We start from the raw sequence: 17,765 nt of genomic DNA on the forward strand, positions 1-17,765 counted from the left end.
GATTCCTTATAGTGAAGTGACCAGATGACCGCCGTCGACCACCAGCTCCGAGCCAGTCATGAAACGGCCATGATCCGAGGCCAGCAGTAACAGCGGCGCAGATAGATCCTCCATTCGACCCAGCTGGCGCATGGGAATGCGACGCACCAGTTTCTGGCCCGCCTCAGTCGCGAAAAAGTCGCGATTGATGTCGGTCTCGATATAGCCTGGGCAGATCGCGTTGACGCGAATGTCGTAACGGGCCCATTCCAGCGCGTTGGCGCGGGTCAGCTGTACTACCGCCGCCTTGGCAGCAGCATACGCCGACAGTCCACCAGCCACGCGCTTTCCCAAGATCGAAGCGATGTTGATGATGCTGCCGCCCCGCTGCGCGGCGACCATCGCCCTTGCCGCTGCCTGCGACACAAGAAAGACGCCAGTCAGATCGGTGTCGATCACTTGCCGCCAATCTTGCTCCGGCGTGTCCAATGCGGGTCCGTTGATGGCGATGCCTGCATTATTAATGACGATATCGAAGCAGCGCCCATCAAACGCCTCAGCCACCGAGGCAGCATCAGTCACGTCAAGCCGCAGAGCGTCCGCCTGACCGCCACTGGCGGTGATCTCTTCTGCGAGAGCGGCGACCTTCTCGGCACGGCGAGCAGCCACTGCCACCTTCGCGCCATGCGAAGCGAGAACCCGGGCGAAATGCACGCCCAAGCCAGACGACGCACCAGTCACCAAAGCAGTGCGACCAGCTAGGTCAAACTCCACGCGAGCGGCAGATTGCGATACTTGTCCTAACACTATTAACCTCACTTTTCGAACGAACGCTCGATATATTGGTTGCACACCTCCTCTGGCGCTGGCAAGAATTTTATTGCAATCTGTGGGGGATTTTCCCCCGCACCCAGCAGGAGACAGGTTAACATGACGACCGAAGGGGCCCATCTACCCACGACCGAAGATCTCTGCCGATCAGTGCTCGAAAACAACCGAGACAGCATCTCGACACAAAAACCCGAGGTTGCGATACGCAAGCTCGGGCAGATTCTAAACGCGGCACTGGAACTGTCGAATAAGAAGGGGTTTCAGGCCATGAGCCTACGCGATCTCTCGCGGGCGTCGGGTGTCAGCATGGGCGGTCTCTATTCCTATTTCGACAGTAAGGATACGCTCCTCAAAATGATCCTCTTCGAGGTGACAAGCGCAGTCGAGGCCGCCCTCAGCCAGCCGCCAGCCGATGTAAGGCAGACACCGCGGGACCACTTGCTGTGGCTGATCGACACCCATATCAGGCTGACCGAGGCGATGCTGCCGTGGTTCACCTTTTCCTTTATGGAGGCCAAAAACTTCCCTGCTGCTGAACGAAAAAAGGCCATCGATAGCGAAGAGCTAACCGAGAGCTATTTTGCCGAGGTTTTGGCCCGAGGGCAGCAGGACGGCAGTTTCTCGGCGGACATGCCCCCACTAATGGCCGCGCTGACCAAGCCTCTGCTTCAAGATTGGTACGTCAAGCGAGCCAAGTACCGTCGACGCAAGATCGACATCGACAGCTACATCGCAATGGTCCAGGACATCGTTCTGGCCGCCTGCGGTGCGACCACGAAGTCCACCTCCAGAAAAACTGGGAGCGACACCCTCTGATACGGTCCGACGAGCGATCAGTCCCAAGAATGCCACAGCGCATTACGACCACAAATGAGACCGAATGGAATATCCTCGCAGCGGAGCGCATTGCCCGTGAGCCACGGATATCCGACGCAAAGGAAGCTCGCGATACCGCACCAAGTGTTCAGGCCTTGAAGTCGGCATTGGGTTTCGTCACCCCAACGGAATTCGGCGTATCGCAGTATCCGCAACTTGCGTTGTATATCGCGTTGATCTTTCTTCATGATCATCTCCTTCTTCTCGGTTCCGGGAGGTTGAAGGCAATGTCTCACGAAAAACGGCATTTCTATAGCGAACAAATAAAGTTCTTTTCACCGCGACGGAAATCGCCCGCGCCCGCGTAGAACTAGAAATATTCCACGTTAGGAGCCGTTTGATGATGAAATTAACTGACAGTCCAGAACGCTACGGGCTTATCAGCCGTTTTCTCCACTGGGGCATGGCGATCCTGTTTGCCATGCAGTTTGCGTCCGCTGCCGCGCATTGGGCCTTGCCGCGTGGAAGTTCCCTGCGCGAAACGCTTTGGGCCTATCATGTGAACTTGGGCGTTACCTTGTTGCTTTTGGTTGTTCTGCGCGGCTTGTGGGGGCTTTGGAACCTTCGCGCCCGCCCAACCGAGGCTGGCCCGATGGGCAAGGCGGCCAAGGCGGGACATGCCGCGCTCTATGCGCTCATGGCGATTGTGCCCTCCCTCAAGATCATCGGGGCTGCTGGCGGCACGCGCGGCTTCAGCTATCTTGGGTTCCAGATTTTCCCTGCCCGCGAAACCGCTATTGCATGGACGAAAACGATCTCGGAATGGCATGGCGCTTTGGGTTGGAGCCTTGCTATATTGGTCCTTGGGCACATCGGCGCCGCTTTGGTTTGGCATCACCTCGTCAAACGTGACAACGTTTTGAAGCGTATGGCGTAGCAGAAGAGACCACCAGTTCTCGTTCTTTGCTCGCACCAACGCATTGTTGGCGCTTCCGCGGCCCAATCCCCCACCCCGCACAGCATGAAACCGGACAAAGATTGAACGATCGTTCGCCCCATCGACATGAAGGGGCGAATTGCGTCCATTCGCCGCGCAACAGCTCGAAATCGCGCTTCCCAACGACGGCGTTTTCGCTGAGGTTGCGTCTATGTTTGCTTTGATCGTGCAGACCGACCCATAGCACTGGTGCCGACACGTCGGTGCGAGGGGGCCAAGTCCGCAATAGTTACGGCGAAAAACCTGTTTGGTTGCCTTGGTTGAATTGTCATCTCGGGCAAAAAATTGCACGAATGTAGGAACTAAACAGAATCGGAGGCTCCGTGTCGCTCTTTTTCGTTGTTGCATTGCCATTTTTGGGTGCGCTGCTGCCTGGCTTGATGAATTCGGCGGGAAGATCGGCCTGTGCTGGCGTGACCTTTACAGTGTCGCTTGCCGCCTTTGTCGGATTGTTGACCAACTTACCGACCATTCTGGCCGGCGAAGTCGTCATGGCACGTGTCGATTGGATGCCCCTGCTAGGGCTGAACTTTAACCTGATGCTCGACGGGCTCGGTTTTTTCTTTGCGTTGCTGATTTTGGGCATCGGCCTTTTGATCATTGCTTACGCACGGCACTACCTTAGCCGGAGCGACAATATGGGTGAGTTCTTCACCTATTTGCTGCTGTTCCAAGGCGCGATGGTTGGGATCGTTCTGAGCGACAACATCCTGCTTTTGCTGGTGTTCTGGGAGCTGACCTCGTTGTCGTCCTTCCTGCTGATCGGCTACTGGAAACACCTGCCCGCAGGGCGTCAGGGCGCACGAATGGCGCTGACGGTGACTGGTATGGGCGGATTGGCGATGATCGGTGGCATGCTGATCCTCGGGCAGATCGTCGGCAGCTATGACCTGAGCGTTATCCTGCAGAACCGCGACCTGATCCAGGCCGACCCGCTTTACCTGCCCGCGCTGATCCTGATCCTGCTAGGGTGTTTCGCTAAGTCGGCGCAGTTCCCGTTCCACTTCTGGCTGCCTCACGCTATGGCCGCCCCGACCCCAGTTTCGGCCTACCTGCACTCGGCGACCATGGTGAAAGCTGGGATTTTCCTGATGGCCCGCATGTGGCCCGTGCTGTCTGGCACGACCGAATGGTTCGTCATCGTCACCACCGTTGGCCTGATCACCATGGTTCTGGGCGCGGTGATCGCGCTGTTCAAACACGACCTGAAGGCATTGCTGGCGTTCTCGACCGTCAGCCATCTGGGTCTCATCACGATGCTGTTGGGCATGGGGACGCCCTTTGGCGCGATGGCGGCGGTTTTCCACATCCTGAACCACGCGACCTTCAAGGCGGCACTATTCATGTCCGCTGGCATCATCGACCACGAGACCCATACCCGCGACATCCGCCTGTTGGGCGGGCTGCGCAAGCTGATGCCGATCACCTTCGGGATCGCCACGCTCGCTGCGCTGTCCATGGCCGGCATCCCGCTGCTCAACGGTTTCCTGTCCAAGGAGATGATGCTGGAAGAAGCAAGCCACACGGTGCTTTTCGGAAGCACCTGGCTGCTGCCTGCGCTGGCGGTCTTCGGCTCGCTTTTCTCGGCGGCCTATTCCTTCCGTCTCATCGGCCACACTTTCCTTGGCCCTGTGCGCGACGACTATCCCTCCAAACCTCATGACCCAGGTGCTGGGCTGTGGCTGCCGCCCGCCATTTTGGTGTCGCTGGTGGTAATGATCGGTGTTGCGCCTTTCTTGGCAGAGCCCTTCGTGAAGCTGGTGACGGCCTCGGTTCTGGGTGACGCAGCCATATTGCCAGACGCGCATTTCAAGATTTGGCACGGGCTGGTGCCCGCGTTGTACATGTCGCTTGTGGCGGTGCTGGGCGGTCTGGTCATGCTCGCGGTCTTCACCCCCGCGCTCAGGCTTTGGGACAGGGCACCACGCCCCGAGGCAAAGGCCATTTTCGACGCTATAGTTGCTTCGGCCGTGAAGTTGGCTAAAGCGATCATCCTACCGCTGCACAACGGTGCTTTCTCGCGCTATGCAGCCATCGCCGCGATCGTGATGGTCGCCGCAGGCTACCACGCTTGGTCTACGGGCACCGTGGGCGCCGCAACTCGCACGATCCAGCCCGCTGGGGCAGTGCCTGTCGCTGGGTGGCTGATGCTTGTCGGGGCGACGATTGCCATGCTGCTTTTGCACCGCAACCGCCTACTCTCATTGATCCTGATTGGCATCATCGGATTGATGGTCTCGATCGGCTTCGTCTTTTTCAGTGCGCCAGATCTGGCGATGACACAGTTCACTGTCGAGGTCGTGACAATTATCTTGATGCTTTTGGCTCTGAACTTCCTGCCGAACCACACACCGGTCGAAAGCTCGCTCCTGCGACGAGTGAGAGACATGAGCATTGCCGTGCTGGGCGGTCTGGCGACCTTCGCGCTGTCGTTCCACTTCCTCCTGCGCGATGCGGACAGCACGCCAATTTCCGAGTTCCATCTGGCCAATTCCTATATCGGTGGCGGCGGCACGAACGTGGTCAATGTCATACTGGTCGATTTTCGTGGCTTTGATACCTTCGGCGAGATCATCGTCCTCGGCATCGCCGCGCTGCTGATATATGCCCTGACCGAGGCGCTTCTTGACGGGCCGGTACGCGCGCGACTTCTGAACCGTAAGCCGGACCAACCACGCAGTGGCGACAAGCACCCAATGATGATGGTCGTTCTGACCCGCGTACTTCTGCCAGTCGTCCTGATGGTCGGGTTCTATATCTTCCTGCGCGGTCACAACGAACCGGGCGGCGGCTTCATCGCGGGCTTGATCGTGTCCATCGGCGTGGTCATGCAGTACATGGCCAGCGGCTTCCGCTGGACCTCGTCGCGGCTGCGCTATCCCTATCACGGGGTAATCGGCGCGGGGGTTCTGACCGCTGGTCTGACGGGGATCGGTTCGTGGTTCGTCGGCAAGCCCTTCCTGACCTCGGATTTCACCTATGTGCGAATCCCACCCTTTGAAAAATTCGAGCTGGCCACGGCCGCGCTGTTCGACGTGGGCGTCTTCCTAGCGGTAGTCGGGGCGGTGATGCTGTCTCTTGAAAGCTTCTCGCGGCTGGCCCGATTGGCCAGCGAGCCGGGGGATAACGATGAACCGATGGATATCGATCCGTCACGCGAAGAGGATGGAGCTGCCAATATGACCTCTACCGGAAAGGTGGGTGCGTAACATGGAACTGCTTGTTGCATCCGCCATCGGCATCCTGACCATGGGGGGGCTGTACCTGACCCTTCGCATGCGCACCTTCCCGGTGATCCTTGGCGTGTCGCTGCTAACCTACGCGGTGAATGTCTTTCTGTTCGCCTCTGGGCGGCTGACCGTGGGCGCGCCACCAATCCTACGTGACGGCGTTGAAACCTATACCGACCCATTGCCGCAGGCCTTGGTCTTGACCGCCATCGTCATTTCCTTCGGGATGACTGCTGTGGTGGTGATGATCTCGCTTGGCGCGTTTCTTGGGTCGGACGACGATCATGTTGATGATCAACCCGAAAGCACGAACAGCAATGCAGGTGAGCCATCATGACACATTGGATCATTGCGCCAATCATCCTGCCCGCGCTGCTGGCCCCCTTCATTGTTCTGGCCGCGCGCTACCACATCGTCATCCAGCGCACATTTTCCGTCTTCGGCGCGCTTGCCTTGATCGTGATCGCAGCGGGCCTAGCGTGGCAGACGTCGGATGGCACAATCCTTCTCTATCAACTTGGTGATTGGGCCGCGCCTTTCGGCATCGTCTTAGTTGGAGACAGACTGTCTACGATGATGGTCCTATTGACGGCGGTGTTGGCGCTATTTGTGCTGCTTTACGCCATCGGATCAGGGTGGGATAACCGCGGGCGGCATTTCCATGCCCTGTTCCAGTTTCAACTGATGGGGATCATCGGCGCGTTTCTGACTGGTGACCTGTTCAACCTGTTCGTGTTTTTCGAGGTTCTGTTGATCGCCTCTTACGGCTTGATGATCCATTCGGGCGGAAACACAAGGCTGCGGGCAGGCGTCCAATATGTGCTGTTCAACCTCATCGGCTCCACATTGTTCTTGTTCGCACTCGGGTCGATCTATGCAGAAACGGGCACACTGAACATGGCCGATCTCGCTGCGCGGGTCGCGGCCATCAGTGCGGAAGAAACGGTCGGCATACGGGTCGCTGCGGTCCTGTTGCTTCTGGTATTCGCGATCAAGGCGGCGGTTGTCCCGCTGCATTTCTGGTTGCCGTCAAGCTATGCCGAGGCACCCGCACCTGTGGCGGCTCTGTTCGCGATCATGACCAAAGTCGGCGCCTATGCCATCATCCGTGTCTATACATTGATCTTCCCCCCCGACCTGTCGGTCACTTCGGGGCTACATGATCTGTGGCTAATGCCTGCTGCCTTGATATCACTGGCCATCGGGATGATTGGCGTGCTTGCTGCACGGCGTCTGGATCGGCTTGTAGCGTTTTCGATCATCGGATCGATGGGCATGGTCATGGTGTCGATCTCCTTGTTCACGCCAGCGGGCATCGCTGCGGCTCTCTATTACATCGTGCATTCAACATTGGCGGGGGCCGCGCTATTTCTGATCTGCGATCTGGTGCGCACTGGTCGGGGAAACGTGGACCTGACACCGCAACCGCCCGTCGCTGGTGCTGCATTGACCGCTGGGCTGTTCTTTATCGGCGCAATCGCAATGGTTGGCCTGCCGCCACTGTCAGGATTTCTGGGCAAGCTTTTGGTTCTTGATGCGGCTTTCGAGAGTGACGGGATGGCATGGATTTGGACCGTGGCGCTCGGCTCCAGCCTGATCGCCATTGTCGGCTTTTCCCGCGCAGGCAGCGTTTTGTTCTGGAAGGCCCAGTCTACACCCGCGCCAGATGAGGCCGAACCTGGAACAGCACCGTCCGCGCTATCTTATGCGGCAATTGGCGGGCTGATCGCAATGTTGGGCGCACACACGGTATTTGCGGGGCATGTCCACGCCTATACGACCACCATAGCGAGCCAACTCTTTACGCCAGGGCCCTATATCTCGACGGTTCTCGAAACACCTGGCAAACTTGATACGCCCGACGGAGATCACTGAAATGATCCGTATGTTCCAATGGTTGTTGCCACACCCGTTCCTGACCCTGCTTTTGGCGGTGATCTGGATATTGCTGCAGAACGAATTCTCGGCGGGAATGGCTGTCTTCGGCCTTATTCTGGGTATTATCATTCCGCGCGGCACGTCGGTCTGGTGGCCAGATACGCCGCAAGGATTGCGGCTGGGCAAGATGGCCACCTACAGCCTGATGGTTTTGTGGGACATTCTGCTGGCCAACATAGAAGTCGCGTGGATTGTGCTGACGGTCCCGAACGCCAAACTGAAGCCTGAGTGGATTGTCGTGCCGCTTGAACTGCGTCAACCTGAGGCGATCACCGTTCTTGCGGGCACCATTACGCTGACACCTGGCACTGTGTCGGCTGATCTGTCCGACAGGGGCCACAGCCTACTGGTGCATGTGCTTCACACAGATGACCCCGATGCCGTGCGCGATGAAATCAAATCGCGATACGAGCGCCGCCTGCAGGAGATTTTCAAATGAATACCGCCGCAGCATTCTTGGACATTGCGCTGATTATCGCCTTCGTTGCCTTGGTTTTAGGCCAAGTTCTGTCGATGGTGCGGCTGGTAATTGGCCCGTCCTCAGGCGACCGTATCCTTGCGCTGGACACGATGGTGATCAACGCCTTGGGCCTTGTCGTCGTCATAGGCATACGTCAAGGCGTTCACATCTATTTCGAAATATCAATGCTGATTGCCATGCTTGGGTTCGTTTCGACCGTCGCGCTGGCGCGCTTTATTCTTCGGGGGGACATCATCGAATGACTACCGAGATTATCGGAACCTACGCCACAGCCTTGTTTCTTTTGATTGGGTCGACATTCGTCATTATCGGCGTGATCGGGCTGCTGAAATTCAACACCCCCATGACACGCGTGCATGCGCCGACCAAGGTCGGCACCGTTGGCATCGGGATGCTACTTCTGGCCTCGATAGCGCATTCGTTCGTGCTGGGCGACGTATCGATCCATGAAACGCTGATCATGGCATTCCTGTTCGTGACCGCACCGATTTCGGCAAACTTTATCGCCAAGGTCAACATCCACAGTGGCAGCTGCGTAAAAACCCCGCCGCCGCCTGTTGATAAGACATGGTCGACCCTTAACACACCTGAAGGCGAAGAAGGTTCGGACGCATAAACTGGGATTTTCCCTGAGGATTGGCAGATAGCTCGCTCCCGCTGTGAGAGACGCGGAGGCAGCGCGCTCCCCCTCCCTACCAGCGACTAAGCGGGCCGACAAACTGCCGCCGCACCAAATGACCATAGGCTGCGACGACAACACGCGCCGCATAGCCATTGATGTTGTCTACGGCCTTTCGAACTTTTTCGCTCTCAGACCTCGGCGCTTGGGAGCTCATATCACGGCCTTGATCGTGACGCGGCGGGAGCAGAGCTAAGTCATCGAAATGCGACGCCTGAGAATGGAGTTTCATTCAGCCCTCAGGCAATCGCACCCGACGATTTAGACGCTACTTCTCACTTCTGCGCGTCGAAAAACGCGCGCGCAGCAACAAGTGCATCATGGTAGGCTGACAGTTCATCGTCTACCCCCTGCCCGCTTACCTCTTTTGCAACAAAACTTCCGCCGCTCAATATAATGGCTGTATCAAGCATCAAGTTGTCGATCATCGTGTGGTTTTCGATCATAAGTCCGTCACGCGCACGGATCACGTCGCCATCTTCTTCGAAGGGCCCTCCAGAATAGTAGTCTACCGTCAGGCGTGTGTAGTAGTCCCGATCAGTGTTGGTATAGCCAAAACAGGGCTTCCCTTGCGCACGCATATAGCCCACTTCGAATGCAGTGCCGACATCGGCGGAAATACCTCGAAACGGCGTAAGGTTTGCGATGATAAAATCGCTCGCGTCCATCATTGTCTCGTTCGCGACTCCGATCGACATCCCAAATTCATGAGGCGTATTTCCGGAAAGCTTGACGCCGTCCTCAGCAAGGGTCGATGGCTCGAAACCGAAATCGAGAGCCATTTGTCCTTTGCGGGCCATCACTTCGGACGCATTGCGCAAAAAGACTTCGGGGCCCGCCAGATAGACCCGTTTCCGGCCACTCATTTCATTTTCCCCTCATCTAGCGCCGCGATAATCCAGTTGCGCCATGTCTGGTCTTTGTCCGGAACTTCGGGAATGACCTTGGAAGCTTCCTCCATGAAAAAGCGGTAGTCGCGGCCCATTTCCTGCCCCTTCAATGTGTGCATGTCGAGCGCCACGTCAGGGATTTCAGGCAAACGTTCACCGAACTCGACCGAACGGCGCGCCCAGTTCACAAGATCATCCGATGTCCGCTCCTTTTCACTTCCCGCGATGGCACGAATAGCGTGCGCGGCGAAGAGAAAACGATCGCCCATAGGGCGTGGATAACGCGCGTGTTGCTGATAGAGCGTTTCGACCAAAGTCGGCAGCGAGACATTGCCCATGCCCACATCCTCAACGGCAATGACGCACAGGCGCGACCACATCATTTCTTCCATTTCAGGACTGGTCAGAAACATTTCCCACGCCAGCAGGATTGCGTTTTCTAACATTCCACGACGGAGCGATTTCTGGAGTGCCGAAATGACTTCGTCGGCTGCGAAACCGTGTTCGGTTGTTGTACGCTGCCATGGGTCAGGCGGTTGCTGAACGTTAATCATAAGAGAAATTCCCTTTTGGTTGATGCGGTTAAGACCAACGCGCCCGGACGGCGCGCTCAGCCTTTTGCGCAAGGAAGAAACAGAAAATTGCTGCGAGAGTGATGACAAGTGACGTGGCCAGTGCACGTTCCATCGCAAAGCGGCCCGTGGCTTCACGAAAGATGTATCCAAGCCCGCTGCGCCCCATCAGAAACTCCGCAAGAATGGCGGCAAGCACCCCTTCGGGCACCGTCAGGCGCAGGGCGATCATCACCTTCGGCACTGCCGCAGGTAGAACCAGATGGCGTAAACGCCGCATCGGACTGGCCCCCATAACGCCGAAAAGATCGTCGGAGCCGCGCGGCAAATCACGAAGTCCTGCACCAGCAAAGACGAATGTCGGAAAGAAGGCCGACACAGCGACGATCGCGACAACAGTTGAGATGTCATACCCCAGCAGACGCGCAAGGATCGGGATGAGTGCGACAATCGGCACGGAGGAAAAGATTAATCCCAAAGGCGTCAGCATCCCTGATAGCAAGCGGGAGGAATAGGCGAGCAAGGCGACTAACGCTCCCAGAAATACCCCGATGACCACCCCCGCAAAAGCCGTCGCCAGTGTTTGGGCGGCATTCACGAGATACAGCTTGGGATTCCCGATAATGTCTTGCGCGACAAGCGCGGGGCTCGGCATGACGATTGAATTTACATCGGCCAAAGTGACCCACAAATGCCACGCGACTAGCAGCCCCAAAATGGCCCAGTTACGCGCCAGAAATCCGCGCACACGCGTCATGAGAACCTCCGTAGCACATAGGTTTCAATCAGCCCCAGCAAGCCATAGAGCACCAGCGAGGTGACGGTTGTGATCAATACGGCAGCCCATAGAAGCGGGATTTGAAAGTTCTGCATTGCCGAAATCATCAATAGCCCGAGGCCACGGGAGGCTCCGAACCATTCGCCGACAATCGCCCCCATGAACGCCACAGGAACGGCCAGCTTCTGACCAGACACGATGGCGGGCAATGCAGATGGCAACTCTAGCCGCGCAAAACGCGTCACGGAGCGCGACCCTAGAACAGAAAACAGATCATGATGGGCGCGAGAAGTGCTCTCCAGACCCGATGTTGCGGCCACATAAGACAGATAGCCAACAGCAAGGGCCGCGATCGCGACGGGAACCGCATCGGGAGACAGTAGGATCATAAACACCGGAGCAAGAGCAATGGGTGGCGTGGCGTGAACCAAAGCCACAAAGCGGTCCACCCCTGCCCGCGATGGCGCGAACACGCGCACGACGAGCGCAAAGCTCAAACCAATCATAGTTCCCAATCCATACCCCCACGCGACAGATGCAAAACTCGATGCTGCTGCACGGCCCAACAGGGCGTGATGGGACGTATCCGCAATATACGCCAGCACCGTTGTGAGGCGCGGCCACGTCAACCCGGCGAGGCGATAAGCGCCAACCACTTCCCAGAGGGCAAAAAACATCGCGACACCCGCGACCGCAGGCGCAACACGGTTCATCGCAAAACGCATCTTCATCTAACCAGCTCCACCTGCCGATGTGTCGGGATCGAGAGCTTGTGTCAGGTCATCGACCAGCGCGTGAAACTCTGGCGTACGCATGACATCGGGATCGCGCGGCCGGGCGAACGGAACAGGCACTTCGCGCAAAATCTGGCCCGGACGACCAGTCATTACGATAATGCGGTCCGCCAGAAACAGGGCTTCCTCGACCGAGTGGGTCACGAGCAAAGTCGTTAAGGTCCGCGCCCCCCAGATGCGTTGCAATTCAACATTCATGTGCCGGCGCGTCACCGCATCAAGTGCCCCGAAAGGCTCATCAAGCAACAGGACATCGGGATCAAGAACAAGCGACCGTGCAATGGATGCACGTTGGCGCATCCCGCCTGAAAGTTGGCTTGGGCGTGCGGTCTCAAAACCTGTTAGGCCAACCAAAGCAACAAGATCGGCGATATATGCATGGTCGACTTTCCGCCCTGCGACATGAAACGGCAGTGCAATGTTCTGTGCAATCGTCAACCACGGCAAAAGCGCATGATCTTGAAACGCCACGCCCAACCGATGTGCTTGCGCAAGCTCGCGGGGCAACGCCCCCTCAATTCCGATTGTGCCCGATGTAGCGGTATCCAAACCAGAAATCAGGCGCAGAACCGTGCTTTTCCCACAACCAGACGGGCCGAGGATCGCAACGAATTCACCCTCTGACAGCTGCAAATTGATGTCGTGCAATGCGGCGATCTCATCACCGTTGTCCAACTGAAATGTCTTGGACACCCCATCGAGACAGATTGCCGCTTCAGACGAGACCAAAGAAGTTGATTGTTTCATAGTTTGATCCAGAGGAGGTAAAGGTCACCACGACACGCGCGCCGCGATGACCTCTTTCGTCAAAGTGATGCGAGCGCTTCTTCAAGCGGTCCGAGGTCAACGATTTCGGAGGCCAGCGGAGGCGTCTCAATACCCGATGCTTTCGCAATGGCCGCGACAGTCGTATCGACCAAATTCGGATCGAACCAGAATGGGCCCGGAGCATCATCGGCGGTCACAAGCTGCTGTCCGAGTTCCGACTGCCGAACCTGCTGACTTTGCTCAAGACCAAAATCCGCGCCGTATTTGCTCGTTACCAAAGACGCGGCAATCGCTGGATCTTTGCCGTTCTCGATCCACCCACGCGCCAGCGCGCGAAGATACCGCACCACGAGGTCTCGGTTCTCCTCAACAAACTTGCGCGACGCAACAAAAGGCCCCGCGGGAATGTCATAGCCAAGATCAGCCATCAAGGTGACGTGGAAATCCTTGCCCTCCACGAGCCCCATATTTTCAAATGTAATGGGCTGGTTCGTCGCAAACGCAAGATAAGCATCGCCATCACCCGCCAAAAGCGGCTCAGGAGAGAAGCCCGTCTGCACCAGTTCGTAATCGCCGTCGAGTCCTGCGTTTTCGAGTATGAAATTGATTGTGTTGGCATCAGCAGGCATCTGGCTCAGGATACGTTTTCCAATCAGGTCTTCCGGCTTCAATACCGGATTGGCCGCCATTGACATGATCGCGGCGGGACTTTTTGGAAACGCCCCACCAAGCACGATGAAGTCATTGCCGCGCGCCCTTGCCTCAAGAAGCGGCATCCAGTCACCACCAGCAATTTCGGCCTGTCCAGCAGCCAAACGCACCAAGACCCCCGGAGCATTCGGGCCACCTGGAGTAAACAGCCCTTCGATACCTTCCTCAGCAAAATAGCCGTTTTCGAGGGCAACCCAGAAGCCTGCGTATTCCACATTCGGAATCCAGCCCATTGCATAGGTCATAGGTGTCAAAGCCTGAGCCGACGTCAATCGCGGCATCAAAGATGCCCCCATGAGGCCGGCGCTCGACCCCAAGAAAAGACGGCGGGAGAGCACGGAGGAGTTTGTCATTTCTGCGAAATCCTTGGATTTTTAGATTGCTATGTAATTAAAGTTACAGAGACTGATTTTATGTGTTACTTTTATTACGCCCACCCAAAGGAAAATCTAGCAAGCGCACGGCACATGAGTGAAAACGTTTCGAAATACACGCTTCCCGCCCAAACATTGGTCGCAAAACGAATCCAGAGCGCCTATCCGAACCTGACAGAGGCACAGCGCAGATTCGCTACGCTCGTTCAGATATCCCCGCTCAAGGTTGCGCGTCTGAGCATTCACGACGTCGTTGAATTCGCCAATGTCTCCGTCGCAACCGCCAACCGTTTTGCAACGGCGTTAGGCTTTTCCGGCTATACGGAGTTCCGTGCGGAACTTATTCGCGGCTTTGAGGAGTTATTCGCCCCCTACGACCAGTTGGAACGCAAACTCGAAACCATGGACACCCCCACAGCTTTCCTGAAAGGATCGCTAAAGGAAGACATCGAAGATATCACATGCACCGCTGCGGCGATCTCGGAAGCCGAAGTGGAACAAGCTGTCACCCTGATCGCGAACGCCAAAAGAGTTTACGTCGCGGGCTTCGATCTGGCCGCGCATCTCGGAGGCATATTCGCGATCAACTTGTCCATGATCGGCTGCAAAGCAACCAGCGCGAGCAACGGCGGCGGTGGAATCGGTGCCATGCGCGATATTTTCGACTTCACGTGTGATGACGTGGTGGTGGCCATCGCCTTTCCCCACTACTACACCGACACGCTCCGCATCTCCCAATACGCCCATGACGCTGGCATCCCTGTTATATCTGTGACCGACGGCCCCGCCTCGCCTCTCGCCTCGATGTCGAAAACGTCTCTTTTCGTCCAGACAAATCACGAGTCACGCTATGTCACATCGAGCGCAATCCTGAGCGTTCTGGAAGGACTGGTCGCCGCCGTAGCAACGCGCAGGCCAGACGCCACCGAGACGGGACGGAAATTCGCCGAGATTGCATATCCATGGATGACCAACGGATCAAAAGGTTGGTGACGCGAACGATGCTGCGCATTCCTACGAGGCGAAAGCACGTGAGTGATACCTGAACGCACGGGTGAAGTCGGTTGCAGACATCCAATATCCCGTGGGGAGGGCAACGCCCCATGCGAAAAGGCAAGTCGTTCCGAAGACTGTCTCAAACAAGGAACTACAGCATATGGTTCCCGCAAGCTTCAACACAGGGCATTCGATAGATTACCAATTCAGTTCTGAATCGGCCCTTCGAGACCAAGCTGGTTCATTAGAGACCGCAGTCTGTTCAGGTCCAACATCAAGCCTCTTGCAGTCTCTAAATCCAACGTACCGAATTGTTCAAGATTTGTATGCAAGTCTGACACAAGGCTTTTCAGCTCATCACCGCCTGAAGTCTCGAATATCGAGATAAAACGCTCCAGAGATATGGTGCCGACACCCGCAGGCGTCATGGATCTGGCAGCTAGACCATCGGGCAAATCTCCGACGGCATTCACTGCCACACGCTCCCGAATAACCGACAGGATTTGATCGACGGCTTGTTTCGCGCCAGCGACGCGGGTCGGGTGGTCCGTATCAGCCGCCGCATGAGGCAGGAGGCAGAGTTTGTCTTCGTGCTTTTCCAATAGCGGGAGATAGGGGGCCATCGGACCAGTCACTGCGCCTGTCTCTTCAGAGACGAAAACATCTGCATCAATAATTGCCCGACCAATCTGGCCTGAAGCGAGCGCCGCTTCGAGCACCTTTGCGTCAACGAGTTCCCCGCGGTCAAAGTTGATGAGCACGCTGCCGGGGAGCATGGCAGAAAGAACGTCTGCGTTGATCAAACCGGTATTGGCAGGCACGCCCCGTTCGGCATCCATCGGGCCGAGACCGAGATGGACGGAGATCACGCTGGCTGAGGCCGCTGCCTCTTCGATCGTTGCGGCATAGGTAAAGCCCTCCGCCTCGATCCACTCCTTATGGCGCGGACGGGCGAAGATGGACACGTCCATATTGAACGCTTTGCCAAGCTTCGCGACCTCGCGGCCGATATTGCCGTATCCGATGACCGCGAGTTTCTGTCCTTCGACTTTAGAGGTTGGGAAATCACGCAAATGGCGTCCAGTGTCGAACGATCCTTCGGAAACGCGGGTGTGGAGCGTGTCGAACGGAAGGTCTGGCATAACGGACATGACGGCCTTCCAAACCATCTGAGCAGTCGCGCGGCTGTTGATCCCAGGTGTATTCATCAAAGGCGCAGTGCCGCCGAGGCCATTGCCCCCGCCCCAACTTTCGGACCCCATATTGCCGGTCCCTGCCCCAATGCGCACACCGCCTAGATCAAAGCGGCATTCCGCTGGGATGAATGTCGCGGCCGCGATCAACGCGTCGTATGCGTTTTCAGCGCAGAGCGAGAGAAGCTCCTCACGTGTCGACACATTCGGGCAATAATAGAACTCGACCTGAGAAGGATCGGCGGCACCCTTGGGCGCGCTCGTCGCTGGGCCGAAATGGAACACACATCCCTCGATCCCTTCGATATAGGCGCGCACCTCGGATGGGTCCGGCTGGCCGTCTGCATCAAAGGCAAGGCCGATCAGGTCAGTAATGAGAACGCGCGTTGGTCTGGTAATGTCAGTCATAATGATCCTAAAGGTGCAGTCGATTGCTTAGAGGTATTTGAAACCGAAACGATCAAGTCGGAAAGGGCTCATATCAATTGGAGCTGGCAGGCCAGATGCCATATCCGCGACGATACGGCCAGTCACCGCCCCACCGATCAAACCTTGGTGCCCGTGCCCAAAGGCATAGAGCACACGTTTATGGCGTTTTGAAGCGTCAATAACAGGGATTGAATCCGGCGTCCCGGGGCGATGGCCCATCCAACGATGAACTTCGCTCTTTTCGAAGCGCTTGAACATTCCTTGCGCCTGCTTAACGAGTATGTCAGCGCGTTTGTAATTCGCGGGAGCTTTGAGGCCCGCGAATTCGACTGTTCCGGCAAGGCGAAGCCCGTCTTCCATCGGGGAAGCAACGAATTTTCGATCTGCCGAAATAGTCTGCACTTTCAGGCCAGTGTCGGCCTGTGGCAGCATAACATGGTAGCCGCGTTCGGTCTCAAAGGGTATCCTGTCGCCAAGTTGACGCGCAAGATCAGCGGACCAAGCACCAGCGGCCAACACTATGCGATCCGCAGTGTAATTCTCTGACGCAGTTGTGATGCCTGTTGCCTCTCCGAGAGTGTAGGTGAACCCTGTTACAGGCTCTCTATGGAAACGCGCGCCTTTTTTCGTCGCCAACTTCGCCAATTCAGCAACAAGGCGGCCCGGGTTCGGGCTTTGACCCTGATCTGGCAAGTAAATCGCGCTCTTGAACCGGTCAGTTAGAGCCGGCTCCAAATCCTGAATATCCCCCGCGTTGAGGGTTTCAATTTTGACACCATGAGAGCGACGCAACCCCAAACCATAGGCACTACCGTCAGGGCCGTCCTCGCGCTCAAAGACAAAGAGCTGTCCACGTTTCTGAAGGAGATCAAGACAGCCCGCCTCCGCCATCATGGGTTCATAGGCTTCAAAACTCAGGCGGTGCAGGTCGATCATCGCCTGAGAAATTTTCTCAACCCGCGATTTGCGACCCGCGAGGACAAAGCGGATCAGCCACGGCAAGGCGTGAGGAAGATACGATAGCCGGATGAACAGCGGCCCCTCGGGGTCGAGGAGCCACTGAGGCACGTTTTTCAAAAGTCCCGGCATAGCATTCGGCAAGCAGGAGCCAGGGCAAATTCCACCAGCATTCCCGTAGGAACACTGATCAGGGGACCCTGGCTCGGCAGGATCGAAAACATCAACGGTAAAACCCTTGTCCAAAAGGGCATTGGCGGTGCAGACACCAACGATGCCTGCACCAATAACGATGGCGTGCTTACGCGTCGCGATAGAAGTCATGTTTCGACCCTGATTTGCCAATAGAACG

Annotated in this window: 19 protein-coding genes; 9 read left to right on the forward strand and 10 right to left on the reverse strand. The window is 56.9% G+C overall.

Translation table 11 applies throughout. From position 1 onward, the window contains the following. Positions 1 to 6: 6 nt before the first annotated feature. Positions 7 to 798: an SDR family NAD(P)-dependent oxidoreductase gene (locus ACN0SC_RS09755; protein ID WP_417249486.1), complete on the reverse strand. Its 792-nt coding sequence runs from the start codon at positions 796 to 798 to the stop codon at positions 7 to 9. A gap of 111 nt (positions 799 to 909) precedes the next feature. Here ACN0SC_RS09755 and ACN0SC_RS09760 point away from each other — a divergent pair, with 111 nt between their 5' ends. Continuing rightward, positions 910 to 1,626, forward strand: a complete 717-nt coding sequence (locus ACN0SC_RS09760; protein ID WP_417249487.1) for a TetR/AcrR family transcriptional regulator — start codon at positions 910 to 912, stop codon at positions 1,624 to 1,626. A gap of 17 nt (positions 1,627 to 1,643) precedes the next feature. Here ACN0SC_RS09760 and ACN0SC_RS09765 read toward each other — a convergent pair whose 3' ends face one another. Beyond that, a complete protein-coding gene (locus ACN0SC_RS09765; protein WP_417249488.1) occupies positions 1,644 to 1,874 on the reverse strand; it encodes a hypothetical protein in 231 nt (76 codons plus the stop codon). A 152-nt stretch (positions 1,875 to 2,026) separates the two neighbouring features. Here ACN0SC_RS09765 and ACN0SC_RS09770 point away from each other — a divergent pair, with 152 nt between their 5' ends. From ACN0SC_RS09770 to mnhG, 7 genes are all read left to right on the forward strand, one after another. After that, the gene (locus ACN0SC_RS09770; RefSeq protein ID WP_417249489.1) at positions 2,027 to 2,563 is read left to right on the forward strand and encodes a cytochrome b; all 537 of its coding nucleotides are present in this window, start codon (positions 2,027 to 2,029) and stop codon (positions 2,561 to 2,563) included. A 383-nt stretch (positions 2,564 to 2,946) separates the two neighbouring features. Beyond that, positions 2,947 to 5,832, forward strand: coding sequence for a monovalent cation/H+ antiporter subunit A (locus ACN0SC_RS09775; protein ID WP_417249490.1), 2,886 nt, complete (start codon positions 2,947 to 2,949; stop codon positions 5,830 to 5,832). 1 nt (position 5,833) lies between these two features. After that, positions 5,834 to 6,190, forward strand: a complete 357-nt coding sequence (locus tag ACN0SC_RS09780) for a Na+/H+ antiporter subunit C (RefSeq protein WP_417249491.1) — start codon at positions 5,834 to 5,836, stop codon at positions 6,188 to 6,190. Next, positions 6,187 to 7,728, forward strand: coding sequence for a monovalent cation/H+ antiporter subunit D (locus tag ACN0SC_RS09785; RefSeq protein WP_417249492.1), 1,542 nt, complete (start codon positions 6,187 to 6,189; stop codon positions 7,726 to 7,728). Before ACN0SC_RS09780 ends, ACN0SC_RS09785 begins: the two co-directional genes overlap by 4 nt. Position 7,729: 1 nt before the next feature. Further along, positions 7,730 to 8,230 carry a Na+/H+ antiporter subunit E gene (locus tag ACN0SC_RS09790; RefSeq protein ID WP_417249493.1) on the forward strand — a complete coding sequence of 167 codons (501 nt, stop codon included), beginning with the start codon at positions 7,730 to 7,732 and terminating at the stop codon, positions 8,228 to 8,230. Beyond that, the gene (locus ACN0SC_RS09795; RefSeq protein ID WP_417249494.1) at positions 8,227 to 8,514 is read left to right on the forward strand and encodes a K+/H+ antiporter subunit F; all 288 of its coding nucleotides are present in this window, start codon (positions 8,227 to 8,229) and stop codon (positions 8,512 to 8,514) included. Before ACN0SC_RS09790 ends, ACN0SC_RS09795 begins: the two co-directional genes overlap by 4 nt. Then, on the forward strand, positions 8,511 to 8,888 hold the full coding sequence (mnhG, locus tag ACN0SC_RS09800) for a monovalent cation/H(+) antiporter subunit G (RefSeq protein ID WP_417249495.1): 378 nt from the start codon (positions 8,511 to 8,513) through the stop codon (positions 8,886 to 8,888). The genes ACN0SC_RS09795 and mnhG overlap by 4 nt, the downstream gene beginning before the upstream one ends. Positions 8,889 to 9,226: 338 nt before the next feature. Here the strand turns inward: mnhG and ACN0SC_RS09805 are convergent, their stop codons facing one another. Genes ACN0SC_RS09805 through ACN0SC_RS09830 form a run of 6 tightly spaced genes read right to left on the reverse strand, consistent with a single transcriptional unit; the run spans position 9,227 to position 13,745 of the window. Beyond that, positions 9,227 to 9,817, reverse strand: coding sequence for a nucleoside 2-deoxyribosyltransferase (locus ACN0SC_RS09805; RefSeq protein ID WP_417249496.1), 591 nt, complete (start codon positions 9,815 to 9,817; stop codon positions 9,227 to 9,229). Continuing rightward, on the reverse strand, positions 9,814 to 10,503 hold the full coding sequence (locus ACN0SC_RS09810) for an AAA family ATPase (protein ID WP_417249529.1): 690 nt from the start codon (positions 10,501 to 10,503) through the stop codon (positions 9,814 to 9,816). The genes ACN0SC_RS09805 and ACN0SC_RS09810 overlap by 4 nt, the downstream gene beginning before the upstream one ends. After that, positions 10,424 to 11,170 carry an ABC transporter permease gene (locus ACN0SC_RS09815; RefSeq protein ID WP_417249497.1) on the reverse strand — a complete coding sequence of 249 codons (747 nt, stop codon included), beginning with the start codon at positions 11,168 to 11,170 and terminating at the stop codon, positions 10,424 to 10,426. The genes ACN0SC_RS09810 and ACN0SC_RS09815 overlap by 80 nt, the downstream gene beginning before the upstream one ends. Next, positions 11,167 to 11,922: an ABC transporter permease gene (locus ACN0SC_RS09820; protein ID WP_417249498.1), complete on the reverse strand. Its 756-nt coding sequence runs from the start codon at positions 11,920 to 11,922 to the stop codon at positions 11,167 to 11,169. The genes ACN0SC_RS09815 and ACN0SC_RS09820 overlap by 4 nt, the downstream gene beginning before the upstream one ends. Then, complete coding sequence (locus tag ACN0SC_RS09825; RefSeq protein WP_417249499.1) at positions 11,923 to 12,732, reverse strand: ABC transporter ATP-binding protein; 810 nt, start codon at positions 12,730 to 12,732, stop codon at positions 11,923 to 11,925. A 59-nt stretch (positions 12,733 to 12,791) separates the two neighbouring features. Then, the gene (locus tag ACN0SC_RS09830; RefSeq protein WP_417249500.1) at positions 12,792 to 13,745 is read right to left on the reverse strand and encodes an ABC transporter substrate-binding protein; all 954 of its coding nucleotides are present in this window, start codon (positions 13,743 to 13,745) and stop codon (positions 12,792 to 12,794) included. 186 nt (positions 13,746 to 13,931) lie between these two features. Between ACN0SC_RS09830 and ACN0SC_RS09835 the strand changes: the two genes are divergently transcribed. Then, positions 13,932 to 14,831, forward strand: coding sequence for a MurR/RpiR family transcriptional regulator (locus tag ACN0SC_RS09835; protein ID WP_417249501.1), 900 nt, complete (start codon positions 13,932 to 13,934; stop codon positions 14,829 to 14,831). 209 nt (positions 14,832 to 15,040) lie between these two features. On the opposite strand, the gene ACN0SC_RS09840 is transcribed toward ACN0SC_RS09835, so the two are convergent. Continuing rightward, positions 15,041 to 16,435, reverse strand: coding sequence for an NAD(P)-dependent oxidoreductase (locus ACN0SC_RS09840; RefSeq protein ID WP_417249502.1), 1,395 nt, complete (start codon positions 16,433 to 16,435; stop codon positions 15,041 to 15,043). 27 nt (positions 16,436 to 16,462) lie between these two features. Beyond that, positions 16,463 to 17,737 carry an NAD(P)/FAD-dependent oxidoreductase gene (locus ACN0SC_RS09845; protein WP_417249503.1) on the reverse strand — a complete coding sequence of 425 codons (1,275 nt, stop codon included), beginning with the start codon at positions 17,735 to 17,737 and terminating at the stop codon, positions 16,463 to 16,465. Between the last annotated feature and the right edge of the window lie 28 nt (positions 17,738 to 17,765).

Origin of the sequence: Celeribacter sp. (assembly GCF_048261515.1) — a bacterium.
GTDB lineage: Bacteria > Pseudomonadota > Alphaproteobacteria > Rhodobacterales > Rhodobacteraceae > Celeribacter.

Coding starts and splice junctions, on each gene's coding strand:
- ACN0SC_RS09760 (WP_417249487.1), top strand. CDS start 910: ATGACGACCGAAGGGGCCCATCTACCCACGACCGAAGATCTCTGCCGA.
- ACN0SC_RS09765 (WP_417249488.1), bottom strand. CDS start 1,874: ATGAAGAAAGATCAACGCGATATACAACGCAAGTTGCGGATACTGCGA.
- ACN0SC_RS09770 (WP_417249489.1), top strand. CDS start 2,027: ATGATGAAATTAACTGACAGTCCAGAACGCTACGGGCTTATCAGCCGT.
- ACN0SC_RS09780 (WP_417249491.1), top strand. CDS start 5,834: ATGGAACTGCTTGTTGCATCCGCCATCGGCATCCTGACCATGGGGGGG.
- ACN0SC_RS09785 (WP_417249492.1), top strand. CDS start 6,187: ATGACACATTGGATCATTGCGCCAATCATCCTGCCCGCGCTGCTGGCC.
- ACN0SC_RS09790 (WP_417249493.1), top strand. CDS start 7,730: ATGATCCGTATGTTCCAATGGTTGTTGCCACACCCGTTCCTGACCCTG.
- ACN0SC_RS09795 (WP_417249494.1), top strand. CDS start 8,227: ATGAATACCGCCGCAGCATTCTTGGACATTGCGCTGATTATCGCCTTC.
- mnhG (WP_417249495.1), top strand. CDS start 8,511: ATGACTACCGAGATTATCGGAACCTACGCCACAGCCTTGTTTCTTTTG.
- ACN0SC_RS09805 (WP_417249496.1), bottom strand. CDS start 9,817: ATGAGTGGCCGGAAACGGGTCTATCTGGCGGGCCCCGAAGTCTTTTTG.
- ACN0SC_RS09815 (WP_417249497.1), bottom strand. CDS start 11,170: ATGACGCGTGTGCGCGGATTTCTGGCGCGTAACTGGGCCATTTTGGGG.
- ACN0SC_RS09820 (WP_417249498.1), bottom strand. CDS start 11,922: ATGAAGATGCGTTTTGCGATGAACCGTGTTGCGCCTGCGGTCGCGGGT.
- ACN0SC_RS09825 (WP_417249499.1), bottom strand. CDS start 12,732: ATGAAACAATCAACTTCTTTGGTCTCGTCTGAAGCGGCAATCTGTCTC.
- ACN0SC_RS09830 (WP_417249500.1), bottom strand. CDS start 13,745: ATGCCGCGATTGACGTCGGCTCAGGCTTTGACACCTATGACCTATGCA.
- ACN0SC_RS09835 (WP_417249501.1), top strand. CDS start 13,932: ATGAGTGAAAACGTTTCGAAATACACGCTTCCCGCCCAAACATTGGTC.
- ACN0SC_RS09840 (WP_417249502.1), bottom strand. CDS start 16,435: ATGACTGACATTACCAGACCAACGCGCGTTCTCATTACTGACCTGATC.
- ACN0SC_RS09845 (WP_417249503.1), bottom strand. CDS start 17,737: ATGACTTCTATCGCGACGCGTAAGCACGCCATCGTTATTGGTGCAGGC.